The sequence below is a fragment of the Stenotrophomonas indicatrix genome, assembly GCF_050573115.1.
GTDB lineage: Bacteria > Pseudomonadota > Gammaproteobacteria > Xanthomonadales > Xanthomonadaceae > Stenotrophomonas > Stenotrophomonas lactitubi_A.
Window position 1 is genome coordinate 296,313 of the sequence record NZ_JBNYZT010000004.1, and the last position, 16,294, is coordinate 312,606.

General features: G+C 66.2%; 11 protein-coding genes and 1 riboswitch. Of the genes, 6 read left to right on the forward strand and 5 right to left on the reverse strand.

Features of this window, described 5'->3' with window-relative positions; all coding sequences use genetic code 11:
- Positions 1-15: 15 nt before the first annotated feature.
- Positions 16-2,112 (reverse strand): catalase, encoded by a 2,097-nt coding sequence (locus ACQ5SA_RS12230; protein ID WP_499314371.1) that lies wholly within the window; start codon positions 2,110-2,112, stop codon positions 16-18.
- Positions 2,113-2,229: 117 nt separating this feature from the next.
- Between ACQ5SA_RS12230 and ACQ5SA_RS12235 the strand changes: the two genes are divergently transcribed.
- The 3 genes from ACQ5SA_RS12235 (at position 2,230) to ACQ5SA_RS12245 (ending at position 4,924) form a co-directional block, all read left to right on the forward strand.
- Positions 2,230-2,952 carry a PAS domain-containing protein gene (locus ACQ5SA_RS12235; RefSeq protein ID WP_499314372.1) on the forward strand — a complete coding sequence of 241 codons (723 nt, stop codon included), beginning with the start codon at positions 2,230-2,232 and terminating at the stop codon, positions 2,950-2,952.
- A gap of 81 nt (positions 2,953-3,033) precedes the next feature.
- A complete protein-coding gene (locus ACQ5SA_RS12240; protein ID WP_343245357.1) occupies positions 3,034-4,404 on the forward strand; it encodes an amino acid permease in 1,371 nt (456 codons plus the stop codon).
- Between the two features lie 103 nt (positions 4,405-4,507).
- Positions 4,508-4,924 (forward strand): VOC family protein, encoded by a 417-nt coding sequence (locus ACQ5SA_RS12245; RefSeq protein WP_499314373.1) that lies wholly within the window; start codon positions 4,508-4,510, stop codon positions 4,922-4,924.
- Between the two features lie 88 nt (positions 4,925-5,012).
- Here ACQ5SA_RS12245 and gcvP read toward each other — a convergent pair whose 3' ends face one another.
- A complete protein-coding gene (gene gcvP / locus ACQ5SA_RS12250) occupies positions 5,013-7,880 on the reverse strand; it encodes an aminomethyl-transferring glycine dehydrogenase (RefSeq protein ID WP_499314374.1) in 2,868 nt (955 codons plus the stop codon).
- Positions 7,881-7,942: 62 nt separating this feature from the next.
- Positions 7,943-8,045: riboswitch (glycine riboswitch) on the reverse strand.
- 299 nt (positions 8,046-8,344) lie between these two features.
- On the opposite strand from gcvP, the gene ACQ5SA_RS12255 reads away from it, so the two are divergent.
- The 3 genes from ACQ5SA_RS12255 to ACQ5SA_RS12265 all read left to right on the forward strand — a co-directional run bounded on the left by ACQ5SA_RS12255 (position 8,345) and on the right by ACQ5SA_RS12265 (position 11,079).
- Complete coding sequence (locus tag ACQ5SA_RS12255) at positions 8,345-9,571, forward strand: multidrug effflux MFS transporter (protein WP_499314375.1); 1,227 nt, start codon at positions 8,345-8,347, stop codon at positions 9,569-9,571.
- A gap of 141 nt (positions 9,572-9,712) precedes the next feature.
- Positions 9,713-10,609, forward strand: coding sequence for a siderophore-interacting protein (locus ACQ5SA_RS12260; RefSeq protein WP_353101559.1), 897 nt, complete (start codon positions 9,713-9,715; stop codon positions 10,607-10,609).
- A 77-nt stretch (positions 10,610-10,686) separates the two neighbouring features.
- A complete protein-coding gene (locus ACQ5SA_RS12265; RefSeq protein WP_230112298.1) occupies positions 10,687-11,079 on the forward strand; it encodes a hypothetical protein in 393 nt (130 codons plus the stop codon).
- Between the two features lie 80 nt (positions 11,080-11,159).
- Here the strand turns inward: ACQ5SA_RS12265 and ACQ5SA_RS12270 are convergent, their stop codons facing one another.
- From ACQ5SA_RS12270 to ACQ5SA_RS12280, 3 genes are all read right to left on the reverse strand, one after another.
- A complete protein-coding gene (locus ACQ5SA_RS12270) occupies positions 11,160-13,130 on the reverse strand; it encodes a M2 family metallopeptidase (protein ID WP_191078129.1) in 1,971 nt (656 codons plus the stop codon).
- A gap of 680 nt (positions 13,131-13,810) precedes the next feature.
- Entirely contained in the window at positions 13,811-15,460 is a 1,650-nt protein-coding gene (locus ACQ5SA_RS12275; protein WP_499314376.1) for a phosphoethanolamine transferase, read from the reverse strand.
- Positions 15,457-16,209, reverse strand: coding sequence for a phosphatase PAP2 family protein (locus ACQ5SA_RS12280; RefSeq protein ID WP_353101854.1), 753 nt, complete (start codon positions 16,207-16,209; stop codon positions 15,457-15,459). Before ACQ5SA_RS12280 ends, ACQ5SA_RS12275 begins: the two co-directional genes overlap by 4 nt.
- Positions 16,210-16,294 lie beyond the last annotated feature (85 nt).

Here is a 16,294-nt window from a genome sequence, read left to right on the forward strand (position 1 = left end):
TCTCCTGTCGGATGATCAGGCCAGCAGGCGCAGCTTCGGCTCGCGCGCCCACTGGCGGGTGGCGGCAGCGGTGAGGAAGGCCTTGCTGTCTTCGGCCTCCACGGTGCCGGCATCGTTGCCGACGCGCGCTGCCTTCAGCAGGGCCTGTGCACCTTCGTCACTGGCGATCGCTTTGAGATGCGCCCAGGCGTCGCTGACGAAGCCCACAGCCGCGGCTTCCTTGGCCAATGCCTTGCCAGCATCGGCACTCAGCACCACGGCCACTGCATCGAACACCACCGACGGGGTACCGGCCAGCTGTCCATCGGCGGCTTGCAGCTTGCCGTCGCTGAGCGTGGCGCCGCCGACTTTCGGTGCGACCAGCTTGACGCTGGCGCCGGCCTTTTCAGCGGCCTTGCGCAGGTTGGCGATCACCCGTGCATCGGAACCTTCATCGAACAGGATGCCGATGCAGCGCCCCTGCAGCAGTGGCTTGTTGCGGCCGATCACGCGTACTTCGGGTGCGGCGGGCAGGTCCTGCGCGGGGGTTGCCGTCGGTGCCGGGTCGGGCAGGGTGCGCAGGGCCAGTCCGTCGGCCACGCGCTTGGCCAGCCCCTCGTCGATATTGCGCAGATGGCTGACGGTGCGCACGCGCACCTTCTCGGTTTCCACCTTCGACAGCTCGAACACCAGCGCGGAGGCCAAGTGCGCCTGCTCCGGTTTCTCCAGGCTGCGGAAGAACATCCGTGCCTGGCTGTAGTGGTCGGCAAAGCTCTCCGCACGGGTGCGGCCCTTGCGCCCGTCATCGGCGCTGGCGTGACTGCGGAAACCGGCGGGTGTTTCGCGCGGGCTGTCCTCCTGCAGCGAGCTCGGGTCGTAAGCCACGCGTCCCTTCGGTACCTGCATCTGCATGTGGCCATCGCGCTGGTGGTTGGCGAACGGGCACTTCGGTGCGTTGATCGGGATCTGGTTGAAGTTCGGCCCGCCGAGGCGGATCAGCTGGGTATCCAGATAGGAGAACAGACGCCCCTGCAGCAGCGGATCGTTGCTGAAGTCGATGCCGGGCGGCACGTTGGCCGGGCAGAACGCAACCTGCTCGGTCTCGGCGAAGAAGTTGTCCGGCCAGCGGTCCAGCACCATGCGCCCGATCACCTGCAGCGGCACCAGCGACTCGGGGATGATCTTGGTCGGGTCCAGGTGGTCGAACGGGAAGCCGTCGGCCTGTTCCTCGCTGAACAACTGCACGGCCAGCTCCCACTCGGGGAAGTCGCCGCGCTGGATCGCCTCGAACAGGTCGCGCCTGTGGAAATCGTTGTCGGCTGCCTGCAGTTTCAGCGCCTCGTCCCAGATCGTGGACTGCAGCCCCAGCTTCGGGCGCCAGTGGAACTTGACGAAGGTGGAGTTCCCTTCTTCATCCAGCAGGCGGAAGCTGTGGATGCCGAAACCTTCGATGGTGCGCAGCGAGCGTGGGATCGTGCGGTCGCTCATCGCCCACATGATCATGTGCATCGATTCGGGCATCAGCGAGACGAAATCCCAGAACGTGTCGTGCGCGCTGGCCGCCTGCGGGAACGCGCGGTCCGGTTCCATCTTCACCGCATGGATCAGGTCGGGGAACTTGATCGCGTCCTGGATGAAGAACACCGGGATGTTGTTGCCGACCAGATCCCAGTTGCCTTCCTTCGTGTAGAACTTCACCGCGAAGCCGCGCACGTCGCGCGGGGTGTCGACCGAGCCGGCGCCGCCGGCAACCGTGGAGAAGCGGGTAAACACCGGCGTCTTCACCCCGACCTCGGTGAGGATCTTCGCCCGGGTCACCTTGTCCAGCGACCGGGTCAGTTCGAAGAAGCCGTGGGCAGCCGAACCGCGCGCGTGGACGATGCGCTCGGGAATGCGTTCGTGGTCGAAGTGGGTGATCTTCTCGCGAAGCAGGAAGTCTTCCAGCAACGTCGGGCCGCGCGGCCCCTGGCGCAGGGAATTCTGGTTGTCGGCGACCGGGATGCCCTGGTTGCTGGTCAGTACCGGATGAGCGCCTCCTGCGAGCTGATGCAGTTCATCGCCCTGGCCGCGGCTGTCACGGTCGGCGGAGGGAGTGGCGGGAGCGCGCTTGCCGGTCGGCTTGCTGGCGGCCATGGAGGATCTCCTGGAGCGAGTAGGGGCAGACCCCAGACACTGGCGCCGTCGGTGTTAATGCACGGTCCCGTGGGAGTGAACGCGCAGACAAATCGGCGGCTCGGGTATGCTTGCCGCATGCGAGTCGAACCCGCCGACATCGAAGCCCTGTTCGACGCCATTCCGGACGTGCTGTTCTTCATGAAGGACCGCCAGGGCCGCTACACCTACGTCAACCAGACCATGCTGCGACGGCTGGGCCTGCGTGCGCGCAAGGACGTGATCGGCCGCACCGCAGCCGAGATCTACCCCACCGGCCTGAGTGCGGACTATGTCGACCAGGACGCTCGCGTGCTGTCCGGCGAGGTGATCGAGAACCTGATGGAACTGCACCTGTTCGCCAATCGCGAACCGGGCTGGTGCCTGACCTGCAAGCGCCCGCTGGTGGTCGACGGGCAGGTCGAGGGGCTGATCGGCATCTCCCGCGACCTCGGCCAGAAGGACAGCCTGGGCACCCAGTACGAGCAGCTGCGGCTGGCCTTGGCCCACCTCAATACGCACTACGCCGAGAACGTGCGGATGCAGACCCTGCTGGACATCACCGGATTCTCGTTGTCCAAGCTGGAGCGCAGCTTCCGCAAGGTGTTCCAGATGACTCCGCAGCAGGTGCTGACCCGGCTGCGCATCCAGATGGCCATGCACCTGCTGCATGGCAACGAGAGCATCGCCTGCATCGGCCAGGCCTGCGGTTTCAGCGACCAGAGCGCGTTCACCCGCAAGTTCAAGGCTGAAACCGGTTTCTCGCCGCGCGCCTACCGCGCCCGAATTGGTGGGAATGTCGGCGAGCAGCTATCGGCCTGAGTTCCCTGCTGCGCTGTGCCTATCCCCGCAGCGGCTGGACACGGTAAGGTGTCGCCCTTGTCGCCGCCGCCAGCCCTGCCGATGCCCGCCACCCCCGATCAGACCGCTTCGCCCTCCCGCCTCGGCCATTCGCTCAAGCCACGCCAGCTGATCATGATGGGGCTGGGCAGCGCCATCGGCGCCGGCCTGTTCCTCGGCTCCGGCGTGGGCGTGCAGGCGGCCGGCCCGGCGGTGCTGGTGTCGTACCTGGTGGCCGGCGCGCTGGTGATCATCGTGATGAACGCGCTGGGCGAAATGGCCGCCGCCAAGCCGACCAGCGGCGCATTCTCGGTGTATGCAGCCGATGCCATGGGCGCCACCGCGGGTGCCACCGTGGGCTGGTTGTGGTGGGTGCAGCTGGTCATCGTCATCGCCGCCGAGGCGGTGGGCGCAGCCGGGTTGCTGGCCACGGTCTGGCCGGTGGTGCCGGTACCGATGGCGGCATTGGCTTTCATGCTGTTCTTCACCGCGATCAACCTGCTCGGGGTGAAGAACTTCGGTGAGTTCGAATTCTGGTTCGCCATCCTCAAGGTGGCGGCGATCCTGGCCTTCATTGCCGTTGGCGTGGCGCTGCTGATGGGCTGGCTGCCGCAGGTGGCCTCGCCGGGCCTGAGCAACTTCACCGAGCATGGTGGCTTCGCACCCAAGGGCCTGGCCGGTATCGGTGCGGCACTGCTGGTGGTGGTGTTCGCCTTTGGTGGCACTGAGATCGTGGCCGTCGCGGCGGCAGAAACCGAAGACCCCGAGCGCAGCATCGCCCGTGCCATCCGCACCGTGGCCTGGCGCATCCTGGTGTTCTACATCGGCTCGCTGAGCGTGATCATCGCCGTGGTGCCGTGGACCAGCGAAGCGCTGAAATCACCGTTCGCCGCGGTTCTCGATGTCGCCAATATTCCAGGGGCGGCCACGGCCATCACCCTGATCGCAGTGATCGCCCTGCTGTCGGCGCTCAATGCCAATCTCTACGGCGCCTCGCGCATGATGTATTCGCTGGCGCAACGCCGCGAAGCACCGACCGTGCTGGGCTGGACCGACCCGCGCCAGGTGCCGGTGATCGCGGTGCTGGCCAGCGTCCTGTTCGGCTTTGCTGCCACCATCATGGAACTGCTGTTCCCGGACAAGGTGTTGCCGGTGCTGCTGAACATCGTCGGTTCCACCTGCCTGCTGGTGTGGACGTTGTCGCTGGTTTCGCAGCTGGTGCTGCGCCGTCGCGCTGATCGACTGGGCACGCGTCTGCCGTTCCGCATGGCCGGCTTCCCGTGGCTGACCGTGATCGGCCTGGTCGTGCTGGCGCTGATCTTCGGCCTGTTGCTGAGCGAGGCGCATACGCGCCTGCAGTTCCTGTCGATGGTGGCGCTGACGGCAACCATCGCCGCCAGCAGCGCCATTGCCCGGCGCATGCGCGAGGCGTGATTGGCGCTGCCGGCCAGCGGCCGGCACTACCACGGGGGCTGCACATCAACCGTGTCATCCTGATCGCGTGGGCCATCACCGGCCCGACGAACGGGAGCACCGCATGCTGCGCAGCCGTCCCTTCCTGATGTTCACCGGCCAGGCCGAAGCCGCGCTGGCCCTGTACGCCGAAGCCTTCGCCGAATTCCGCCTGCTGGCCCTGCAACGCCATCCGGACGCGGCGGGTGCAGGCGTGCCCGGGCAAGTCCGCCAGGCCATTTTCCTGCTCGGCGGCACCCACTACCTGTGCTTTGACAGTCTGGATGTCCACGACTTCACGTTCACGTTCACGCCCTCGATGTCGCTGTTCGTGGAATGTGCGGGCGCCGAATCGTTCGAGCGCGCGGCGCGTGTGCTGGGCGACGGCGGGCATTGGCTGATGCCGGTGGGCGACTACGAGTTCAGCAGCCGCTATGGCTGGGTGCAGGACCGCTTCGGCGTGTCGTGGCAGCTGAGCCTGGGGCAGGTGCCGGATCCCTGATGGCAGATCCACGCCATGCGTGGATGGAAACGAAAACGGCCCGCTTGCGCGGGCCGTTCTGTTACCGGATTACCGATGTCGCAAAGGCTTACGCCTCGACTTCATCGTCCTTGTAGGCATCGACCGGGATGCAGGCGCACATCACGTTCTTGTCGCCGTAGACGTTGTCGACGCGGGCCACCGGCGGCCAGTACTTCTGCAGCTTCAGGCTCGGCAGCGGGAAGGCGGCCAGCTCGCGCGGGTAGGCGTGGGCCCACTCGCTGGCGGTCACCGCCGTGGCGGTGTGCGGTGCGTTCTTCAGCGGGTTGTCCTCGCGGTCCAGGCGGCCGTCTTCGATCGCGGTGATCTCTTCGCGGATCTGGATCATCGCGTCGATGAAGCGGTCCAGCTCGTGCAGCGATTCGCTCTCGGTCGGCTCGACCATCAGCGTGCCGGCCACCGGGAAGCTCAGGGTCGGGGCATGGAAGCCGAAGTCGATCAGGCGCTTGGCCACGTCCTCGGCACCGATGCCGCTGGTCTTCTCCAGCGGACGCACGTCCAGGATGCACTCGTGCGCGACCAGGCCGTTGCGGCCGGTGTACAGCGTCTTGAAGTGCGGGGCCAGGCGCTTGGCGATGTAGTTGGCGTTGAGCTGGGCGACCTGGGTGGCCTTGCGCAGGCCTTCGGTGCCCATCATCGCGATATACATCCAGCTGATCGGCAGGATCGAGGCGCTGCCGAAGCTGGCCGCGCTGACCATGCCGACCGGACCGTTGTCACCCAGCTTGCCCGGCAGGAACGGGGCAAGGTGCGACTTGACCGCACACGGGCCAACGCCCGGGCCGCCGCCGCCGTGCGGGATGCAGAAGGTCTTGTGCAGGTTCAGGTGCGAAACGTCCGAACCCCACTTGCCCGGCTTGGCAACGCCGACCAGGGCGTTCATGTTGGCACCGTCGGTGTACACCTGGCCGCCGTGCTTGTGGATGATCTCGCAGATCTCCACCACCTCTTCCTCGAACACGCCGTGCGTGGACGGGTAGGTCATCATGATCGCGGCCAGGCGGTCGCTGTACTTCTCGGCGTTGAGGCGGATGTCCTCGACGTCGACGTTGCCGTTGGCATCGGTCTTGGTGACCACGACCTTCATGCCGCACATCTGTGCCGAGGCCGGATTGGTGCCGTGCGCCGAATCCGGAATCAGGCAGATGTCACGGTGATCTTCGCCGCGCGAGCGGTGGTAGGCGCGGATCGCCAGCAGGCCGGCGTACTCGCCCTGCGCACCGGAGTTGGGCTGCAGGCTGACGGCGTCGTAACCGGTGCACTCCACCAGCATCGCTTCCAGCGAATCGATCAGTTCCTTGTAGCCCAGCGCCTGCTCGGCCGGCACCAGCGGGTGGATCTGCGAGAACTCCGGCCAGGTCACCGGAATCATTTCGGCGGTGGCGTTGAGCTTCATGGTGCACGAGCCCAGCGGGATCATCGTGCGGTCCATCGCCAGGTCCTTGTCGGCCAGCGAACGCAGGTAGCGCAGCAGCTCGTGCTCGCTGTGGTGGGTGTTGAACACCGGGTGGGTCAGGAACGCGGACTGGCGCAGCAGGCCGGCCGGCAGCGCATCGGCGGTGCTGGCATCCAGCGCGTCCACATCAAGGTTGGCACCAAACAGCGCGCCCACGGCGACGATGTCGGCGCGGGTGGTGGTCTCGTCCAGGCTGATGCCGACCGAGCTGCTGTCGATCGCACGCAGGTTGTAGCCGGCAGCACGGGCCTTGGCATGGATCGCGTCGGCATCGATACCGGTGACGTGCAGCGTGTCGAAGAAGTCGGCACCGACCTGCACACCGGCGGTGCGCAGCGCGCTGGCCAGGATAGCGGCCAGGCGATGGGTGCGGCGGGCGATGCGGGTCAGGCCTTCCGGACCGTGGTAGACGGCGTACATCGAGGCCATCACCGCCAGCAGCACCTGTGCGGTACAGATGTTGGAGGTGGCCTTCTCGCGGCGGATGTGCTGTTCGCGGGTCTGCAGGGTCAGGCGGTAGGCTGGGTTGCCCTGCGCGTCGATCGAGACGCCGATCAGGCGGCCCGGCATCGAACGCTTGTAGGCGTCACGGCAGGCCATGAACGCAGCATGCGGGCCACCGAAACCGAACGGCACGCCGAACCGCTGGCTGTTGCCGACCACGATGTCCGCACCCCATTCGCCCGGGGCGGTCAGCAGGGTCAGTGCCAGCAGGTCGGTGGCCACGGCCACCAGGCCGCCGCGCGCGTGCACGGCATCGACCAGCGCCTTGTAGTCGCCGACCTGGCCGAAGGTATCCGGGTACTGCAGCAGCAGGCCGAAGGCCTCCGCTTCCAGCGCTTCGGCCGGGGTGCCCACGCGCAGCACGATGCCCATGGGCTCGGCGCGGGTGCGCAGCAGTTCCAGCGTCTGCGGGTGCACGGCGTCGTGCACGAAGAAGGTGTCCGACTTCGACTTGGCCGAACGCTTGGCCAGGGTCATCGCTTCAGCGGCGGCAGTGGCTTCGTCCAGCAGCGAGGCGTTGGCGATTTCCATGCCGGTCAGGTCGGCGCACAGGGTCTGGAAGTTGATCAGCGCTTCCATGCGGCCCTGCGAGATTTCCGCCTGGTACGGAGTGTAGGCGGTGTACCAGGCCGGGTTTTCCAGGATGTTGCGCAGGATCACGTTCGGCGTGTGGGTACCGTAGTAGCCCTGGCCGATGAAGCTGCGCAGCACGGTGTTCTTGTCGGCGATCGCGCGGATCTTCGCCAGCGCCTGCACTTCGGTGATCGACTCCGGCAGCGCCAGCGGTGCCGGCGACTTGATCTTGGCCGGGACGATGGCATCGGTCATCGCATCCAGCGAGGCGTGGCCGATGACGCCGAGCATCTGAGCGATCTCGGCATCGTTGGGGCCGATGTGGCGCTCGACGAAGGCAGAGTGATGCTCAAGCTCACGCAGGGAAGGGGTGTTCTGGGACATGGCGAAGGATCCGTCAGGAAAGGGCGCACGCACGGGCACAAGCCGCCGGTCGGCGGTCTGCGGGGCGCCCCTCTGTCCTTTTGCCTGAGAGTTTAAAAGCGCGGAAAACCGCAGCTTCGTGCCCCTTCGGCGCCGGATCGAACCGGTCTCTCCAGAGTTCTGTTACGGGTGGTATCGGGCCTGAGCGATTACGGGCGTTGCGCCTTCGGCAGCGGTGACCTGCTTCTCCCACCGTGTTGCCCGCCGATTATAGCCTCTTGCCGGTGCCCGACGGTGGTCCGAAGCGGCCTCACAGGCCTGAATGGACGATGGCCCGGGCGTGCGTTCTGTGCACCGGTGCATGGCATCGCGCGCATTCCCCACCTATGATGGTGAGATTCTCGTATTCATCTGGCGCCGTCCCTGCTGCAGGGGATCGGCGCCCGCCGTGCGTGTCACGCATGGCCCTGCCGGACGCTTGCCCGATGACCGCCGCTGTTGCTCCTTCCACCCGCCGCATGGCCCTGTTGCTCGCTGGTCTGGCCATGTTCGGTCCGTTCTCGATCGACACCATCTTTCCTGCGTTCCCACAGCTGGCCCAGCGCCTGGCGGTGGACGAGGTGGCGGTGCAGCAGACCATCAGCGTCTACCTGCTGTTCTACGGCCTGATGAGCCTGGCCCACGGCCCGCTGTCCGACGCCTGGGGGCGCAAGCGGGTGATCCTCGGCGGCCTGGTGATTTTCGTCGGTGCCTCGGTGGGCTGTGCGTTGTCCACCGACCTGACCACGCTGCTGGCGTTCCGCGCACTGCAGGGCCTGTCTGCCGGTGTCGGCATGATCGTCGGCCGCGCGGTGATCCGCGATCTGTACCACGGCCACGACGCGCAGCGGCTGATGAGCCAGGTGTCGATGCTGTTCGGCATCGCCCCGGCCATCGCGCCGATCATCGGTGGCTGGATCCTGCTCAGCGGTGCCGGCTGGCCGCTGATCTTCTGGTTCCTGGTGGTATTCGCGCTGGTGCTGCTGGCGGCCACCGCGCGCTTCCTGCCGGAAACCCATCCGGCGGAGGCACGGGTCGCACTGTCGCCACGCACGTTGATGCGCGATTACGTGCGTATCGGCTTCAACCCGCGTTTCCTGCGCCTGGCGCTGGCTGGCAGCATCGGCTTTGGCGGCATCTTCCTGTACATCTCCTCGGCGCCGGCCATCGTGATGCAGCACCTGCATCTGGGTGAAGGCGGCTTTGCCTGGTTGTTCATTCCCACCATCGGCGGCATGACCACCGGTTCGTTCCTGTCCGGGCGCATGGCCGGGCACAGCACACCCACCCGGCAGGTCTCCCTTGGCTTCACCTTGTGTGCGGTCTCTGCCGTGTTGAACATCGGCTACGTCAGCCTGGCGCCGCAGTTCGCGCTGCCGTGGGCGGTGATGCCGATCTTCCTCGGCGGCATGGGCATGGCACTGATCTTCCCGATCCTGGCGCTGGCGGTGCTGGACATGTATCCGCAGCAGCGCGGCCTGGCCTCGTCGCTGCAGGCCTTCGTGCAGCTGATGATCAGCACCGTGGTGGCCGGCGTGGTATCGCCACTGCTGCACGACAGCCCGCTGCATCTGGCACTGGGACAGGCGGCCTTCTTCGCGGCCGGCTTCGTGTTCTGGTACTGGGAACACCAGCGTGAACGCGCATCAGAGGCAGCCGGCACGGCGCATTGAGCGTCGCGCAGGGGTAGGGTGCAGCATCACGCAGCGCCCCCTTGCGGCGCTGCGGGCAGGGATTAGGCTGGGGTTTCCAGCAAGCCGGTTCGTGGATGCACGACAGCCAGCCATCCCGATGTCGTCGCATGAGGTATCCGCATGGCTGCGCAGCAGACCTACCGCCTGTTCGAGGTGGCGCTGAAAGAGCGCCGCGTTCTTTCTCCTTCCCTGGACCGCATGGTGTTCACCGGCGCCGACGTAGCGCGCATGAAGACCGAAGGCCCCGACCAACGCATCAAGGTGTTCTTCCCCTTGCCCGGCCAGGACGCGCCGGACGTGCCCAGCGGCGAAGACTGGTATGCCCGTTACCGGGCACTGCCCGATGACGCGCGACCGCCGATGCGTACCTTTACCATCCGCCAGCTGCGTGCCGGCGACTGCGAGGTCGACGTCGACTTCGTGCTGCATGGCGAGACCGGACCGGCCTCCCGCTGGGCCACGCACGCACGGCCGGGCGACCGCGTGGTGCTGCTGGCTCCCGACGCCGACTGCGCGGACAGCAGCGAAGGCTGGGAATGGAAGCCGCCCGCCGGGGTCGGCCAGGTGCTGCTGGTGGCCGATGAGACCGCATTGCCGGCCGTAGCCGGCATCCTCGAGGAACTGGCTGGGCTGGCCGATCCGCCGCGGACGCTGGCCCTGCTGGAGATCGCCCAGGCGGGTGATGCGGTGCCATTGAAGGCACCGGCCACGGCCGAACTGATGTGGTTGCCGCGCGGGCAGGAGGTTCATGGGCAGCGGTTGCTGCAGGCCGTGCAGGCGCGGCTGGCGGCGGCCTCCGCCGTGGCCGAGGGTGCAGAACTGGACGACATCGACGTCGACGCGCAGATCCTGTGGGAGCAGGCTGACGCCAGCGCGGACGGCACGATGTATGCGTGGGTAGCGGGCGAGGCCGGCGCGGTGATGGCGATCCGCCGGTATCTGGTGAAGGACTGCGGCCTGGATCGCCGCGCGATCACCTTCATGGGCTACTGGCGGCAGGGGCGGGTGCTGGACTGAGCCGATACCGTCCCGGTGTGAACCAGCATGCAGGGGGCGTGGGTTATCCTTGCGCCCCCGCAATGCAAGCCCCACCGATGTCGACCTCTTCCAAATCCCGCCGCGACCAGCGCCGTCGCCAGGAACAGCAGGCTGCCAACAAGGCCGCCGCCACCGCCTCGCCCGTCGAGCCGCATGCCGAACTGCGCGACACACAGCGCACGCTGCTGGCCGGCGTCGTCCGTCGCGATGGCGAATGGGTGCTGGGCATGGATGGCCGCATCGCCGGCCAGAGCGAAAGCGCGGCCCAGGTGCTGGCGCTGATCATGCAGGCCGGTGAACTGCACGAACGGCAGGGCACGCCGGTGCGTTTGATCTATTCGGATGCGCTGCGCGATGCGGCCCAGGCCGAAGCCAACGAGAAGGGTCAGACCTTCGAGGAATTCAAGGCCGCGCTGGTCGAGGCGATGGCAGCGAAGAAGAGCAACTGATCGTCATCGCGCGATTGCCGGCCAGCGGCCGGCACTACCGAAATGGAAAGGGGCGGATCCTCGCGGATCCGCCCCTTTTTTCATTTTGCCGCTGCTGCCGGTGCCGCGTTGGCCTGCCAGCCGCACATCTGGCCTTCGTTCTGCTGCTTCAACCAGGCGTTGACCGGGCTGAAGTACTCGATCATCGGGCCGGCATCGAGCTTGTCCGAGCCGGTCAGTTCCTTCAGCGTGGCCTGCCACGGCTGGCTGGCGCCCTTGCTCAGCATCGCCCAGTACTTCTGGCCGGCTTCCTTGTTGCCGTAGAAGGTGCACTCGTGCAGCGGGCCCTTGAAGCCGGAGGCATCGCACAGGCCCTTGTAGAACTGGAACTGCAGGATGCGTGCCAGGAAGTAGCGGGTGTACGGGGTGTTGCCCGGCACGTGGTACTTGGCGCCCGGATCAAAGAACTCTTCGCCACGGGTGCTGGCCGGTGCCACGCCCTGGTACTTGGCCTTCAGGTCCCACCAGGCCTTGTTGTAGTTGTCCGCGGTGATCGAACCGTCGAACACACCCCAGCGCCAGCGGTCGATCATCAGGCCGAACGGCAGGAACGACACGCCCGACAGCGCCATGCGCATCTGGTTGTTGATGACCGCTTCGCGGCTTTCGGTCGGCGCGTCGACCAACCCGATCGAACTGAGGTACTTCGGCGTCATCGCCAGCACGATGGTGTCGCCGATGGCTTCATGGAAGCCATCGTTGGCACCGCCCTGGAACAGCGGCGGCAGCGGGTTGTAGGCCAGGTCGTAATAGATGTGGCCCAGCTCGTGGTAGATGGTGGTGAAGTTCTCTTCGTTGGGCTTGATGCACATCTTGGTGCGCACATCGCCTTCCATGTTCATGTCCCAGGCACTGGCGTGGCAGACCACGTCGCGGTCATCAGGCTTGATGAACTGGGTCTTGTCCCAGTACGACTGCGGCAACGACGGCATGCCCAGCGACACGTAGAAGTCCTGCGCACGCTCGGTCATCTGCTTGGCGGTGCGCAGTTCGGCTTCGCGCTGCGCCTTGTACTGCGCGGCCACGTTCGCATCCTTGCCGGCCTTGGCCAGCGCCGCGCTCAGGTTGGTCTGGTACTGCTTTTCCAACGCCGCGGTGATGTCCAGGCTGCCGGCACCCGGGTACGGTTCCAGCTGGTCCCACAGATTGGACCAGTCCTGCTGCCACATGTTGCCCATCAGGTGTGCGGCGATCAGGCCGTTGCCCACCTCGGCCTTGTCCTTGCCATAGGTCTTGTCCAGCTTGCCGCGCGCGTAGCAGTGCAGCTGCTCGTACATCGGCTTGACCTGTTCCCACAGACGATCGGTTTCCGGGCCGATCTGCTCCGGCGGCATGTCATAGCCACTGCGCCACATCTGCCCGGCATCGGTGAAGCCCATGCCCTTGGCACCTTCATTCACCAGGCCGACGAACTTCTGGTAGTCACCGCGCATGCTCTTGGTGGTGCTGTGCCAGCCCTGCCAGGCATCGAGCTGCTGGTCATAGTCGCGGCTGCGCGCCAGCACCTGCTCCAGCTCGCCCAGCTGGCGGCACGAGTTCGGATCGTTGGCGTCGGTGCAGTACTTGCCTGCGCCGTAGCTGCCTTCCATGCGGGTGGCGATCTGGGTGAGTTCGGCCAACTTGGCCGGGTCGCGCGGTGCCGGCATCGACGACATCAGCTTCAGCAGATGGATCGCGCGCTTGCTGTCCTCGCTCATCGGCTTGCCGTCGAACTTGCCGGCCTGCTCGATCCAGCTGTTGAGCTGGGTCAGCGAACGCTCGTTGGCCTTGGCCGCGATGCGCTCTGAATCACCGTTGATGTAGGTGGAGGACAGCCACTGGGCCGAGGTCATCTCCGGGTAGGCCGCCTTGAATTCGGCATTGATACGGGCCACGAACTGGTCGGCGGTTTCGCCGGCCGGTGCGCTGCTGCTGGCGGTATCGGTGCCTGGCGCAGCTTCCTTCTTGCAGGCGGCCAGGGCCAGCGTAGCGGCGGCGATTGCCGCGGCCAGCAGGAGATGACGGTGTTTCACGGGCGATCCTTGGGTGGTGAACGACCGCCGAAGGCTAGTGGGCAGGGCTTGCCACCGCAAGTGGCGGAAGTCGGCCGGGCGGCGCCCGGCACCCGCAGAGGCCTTCAGGCAACGGCAACGGCAACGTCAACTTCAAAAGCGGGCTATCTGTGGTTTGGCGGGGCGGTGCCGGAGTGCGGGGACGCCGCAAGTACGTCCCTGTAGGCTTGGCAGCCGCTTGCTCGTGTGCGCTGTCCTGCGCACACGGCAAGACCGGGGTTGGGCATCCTGCCCAACCCGCCCGAGGCTTGCCTCGGGCCCATGCGGCTGACACCCCGCACTCCGACACCGCCCCACCTCTGACAGATCTCCGCGATCTGGTAGATCCACGCCATGCGTGGATGAAATCTGTCAGGTATCGAAAATCAAAATGGGGTCGGATCCGTTTTCCGAAGGAAAACGGATCCGACCCCAAGGTCGTTCCAACAGCTCGCGGAAATCTGTCGAAGGCGGGGTGGGTCCGGTGGTGGGAGTGTCCGCGGCATGGATGCCGCGGCCAAGCCCCCATGGACGGGTTTACGGCGTCTCCCGCCACCGGACCCACCCCGCCAACCCTCAGGAAACCCGCTTCTGCTGTTGCTTCGGCCCTTGCCGTTGCCGTCGCCTCTGCGGGTGCAGGGCGCAGCCCTGCCGACAAACCCTCAACTCTCGCAGTTGGCGAACAGGTCGCGATCACGCTCGTAGAGTGAGGTCTTCACCTGCATCAGCCCCAGCACCGACGGGAACAGGTTGTCGTGGTCGGTGTAGCTGGCCGAGCGCTTGCGAACGCACTGCAGGTCCAGCCCGCGGCTGCTGGCGAAGCCGGGCGAGAACCACATCGTCATCGGTACCCGGGTCTGCTCGGCCGGTGCGATCGCGTACGGTACGCCGTGCAGGTACAGACCCTTTTCGCCCAGCGACTCACCGTGGTCGGACAGGTAGATCATCGCCGTGTCGTAGTCCTGCAGGCCCTGCAGCGTGCCGATGGTCTTGCTCAGGAAATGATCGGTGTACAGCACGGCATTGTCGTAGCTGTTGGTGATCTCTTCGCGTGTGCAGCGGCCGATGTCGCGGGTATCGCAGGTCGGGGTGAAGCGGCGGAAGGCGGGCGGGTAGCGTTCGAAATAGGCCGGGCCGTGATTGCCCAGCTGGTGCATCACCACCACCCGGTCACCTGGGCGCGCACGCACTTGGGTCGCCAGATCCTGCAGCAGGATCTCGTCCATGCAACGGCCATCGGCACACAGCCCCGGCGTGGTGGCATCCGACAGCGACTGGAAATCCAGGCCCTCGCATACACCCTTGCAGCCGGACTGGTTGTCGCGCCACAGCGGCGCGATGCCCGCGCGGTTCAGTACATGCAGCAGCGATTGGTGCGCGCGGATCTTCTTTTCGTCGTACTCGTGGCGTCCCCACGGCGAGAACAGGCACGGCAGCGACACCTCGGTGCTGGTGCCGCAGGAATGCATGTCCGGGAAATTGACCACCGCCGCCTGGGCCAGCTCCGGTGTGGTGTTGCGACCACCATTCAAGCCCCAGTTCTGCGCGCGCACCGTTTCGCCCATCACGATCACCAGCAGACGTGGCTTGCTGGTCGGCGCGCGCGGGGTCGCCTTTGCATCGGTACCGATCGGCAGCTTCGGCGCGCGTTGCACTGGGTTGTCGCCGCGCAGCGCACGCGGCAGCCCCAGCAGCACATTGGCGGGCGTTGCCAGGTAGCGCACTTCGCGCTGATTGCGCATCAGGGCCGACACATCCTGGAATGAAACGAGCGCGCCACCGAGTGCAGTTGCCGCAGCGACGAGCAGGAATCCGATGCGCCACAGCAGGCTGCGCGCCCAGCTCCGGCGGCGCAGTTGAACGCGCCACAGCACCACCATCGGCAGCGCGGCCAGCAGCAGTACCGGCCACAGCAGCGACACCGTCATCAGCTCGCGGCTTTCCTTCGGGTCGGTGGCCAGCACGTTGCGCAGCATGTCCGCATCCAGATAGATGTGGTAACGGCTCATGTAGTGCGCGGCAAATGCGGTGACCAGCAGCAGTACGCTGATCACCACCTTGGCATTCCAGCGCCACACCAGGATGCCAAGCAGCACGCCGTGTGCACCCAGCAGCAGCAACAGCAGCGAAAGCGCATAACGCAGGCTGCCCGGATGGCTGGCCATGGCGCTGTGCCAGAACAGGCCATTGCCGGCCACAGCGAAGAACAGGCTGGTGAGAATGATCAGTGCTTCGGTGGACAGCTGTGGCCGCCATGCGCGGATGCTGGCCAATGTCGGCAACCGGAAGGAACGTTGGACCGATGCGTTCATGCAATCGCCTCCTGGCGGGTCGAGCGGTCCAACTGGCGGCGGACCATCAGGTACAGGCCCAGCGACAGCAGCCAACATATCAACGCGGTAGCAACGTCATGCGAAAGGAAATGGGCGCCACGAAGCTGCTGACCGATGCCGAACACCAGGCCACTGCCGAGGCCGATCCACAGCCCGGCCCGGCGCCACGACGGTCGCCACAGCAGAGCGAAGAAATACAGGCACAGCCATGCGTATCCCGCGCTGGCGTGGCCGGCGGGGAAACAGGCGCGGGCAGCCATGCCGGTCGGGCGGCTGCTGAAAAGACCGACGAACGGTTCGTGTCCGCCATAGCGCAGCAGGTCCCACGGGCAGTCCATCGGCACCAGCGACTTCAGCAGCGAGACCAGCCCGGTGCCGAGTGCTACGGCCATCACCACATAGAGCAGCGCCCAGCGCAGCGTGCGATCGCGGCCACGGCGCCAGTGGTGGAAGCACAGCAGCATCGCCACCAGGGCCGCAGTGGTGCTCAGCCACTTGCCGGCCTTGTGCACCACCGAACGTGTCAGCCACGCATCCTGCAGCGCCCAGTGGCCGCCTTCCAGCCGAAACAGATGATCGGCCAGCCACTGGTCGCCACCGAAGCCCATCAGCAGGGTGAACACCGCAATGCCGATGACAGAGGGCAGCCAAAGATGGGTAACGGCAAAACGCGACGCCAACAGCGATGGCGCGAAGGAGACTGCCGGGGCAAGAGGACGAGCGGGCATGCAGGGAAGGGGCCGTTACGGGAATCCGCGGCCATGCTCGTCACTGGCATGTCGGAGAAGGGTCGTACATGCGTTTGCGCCGGGT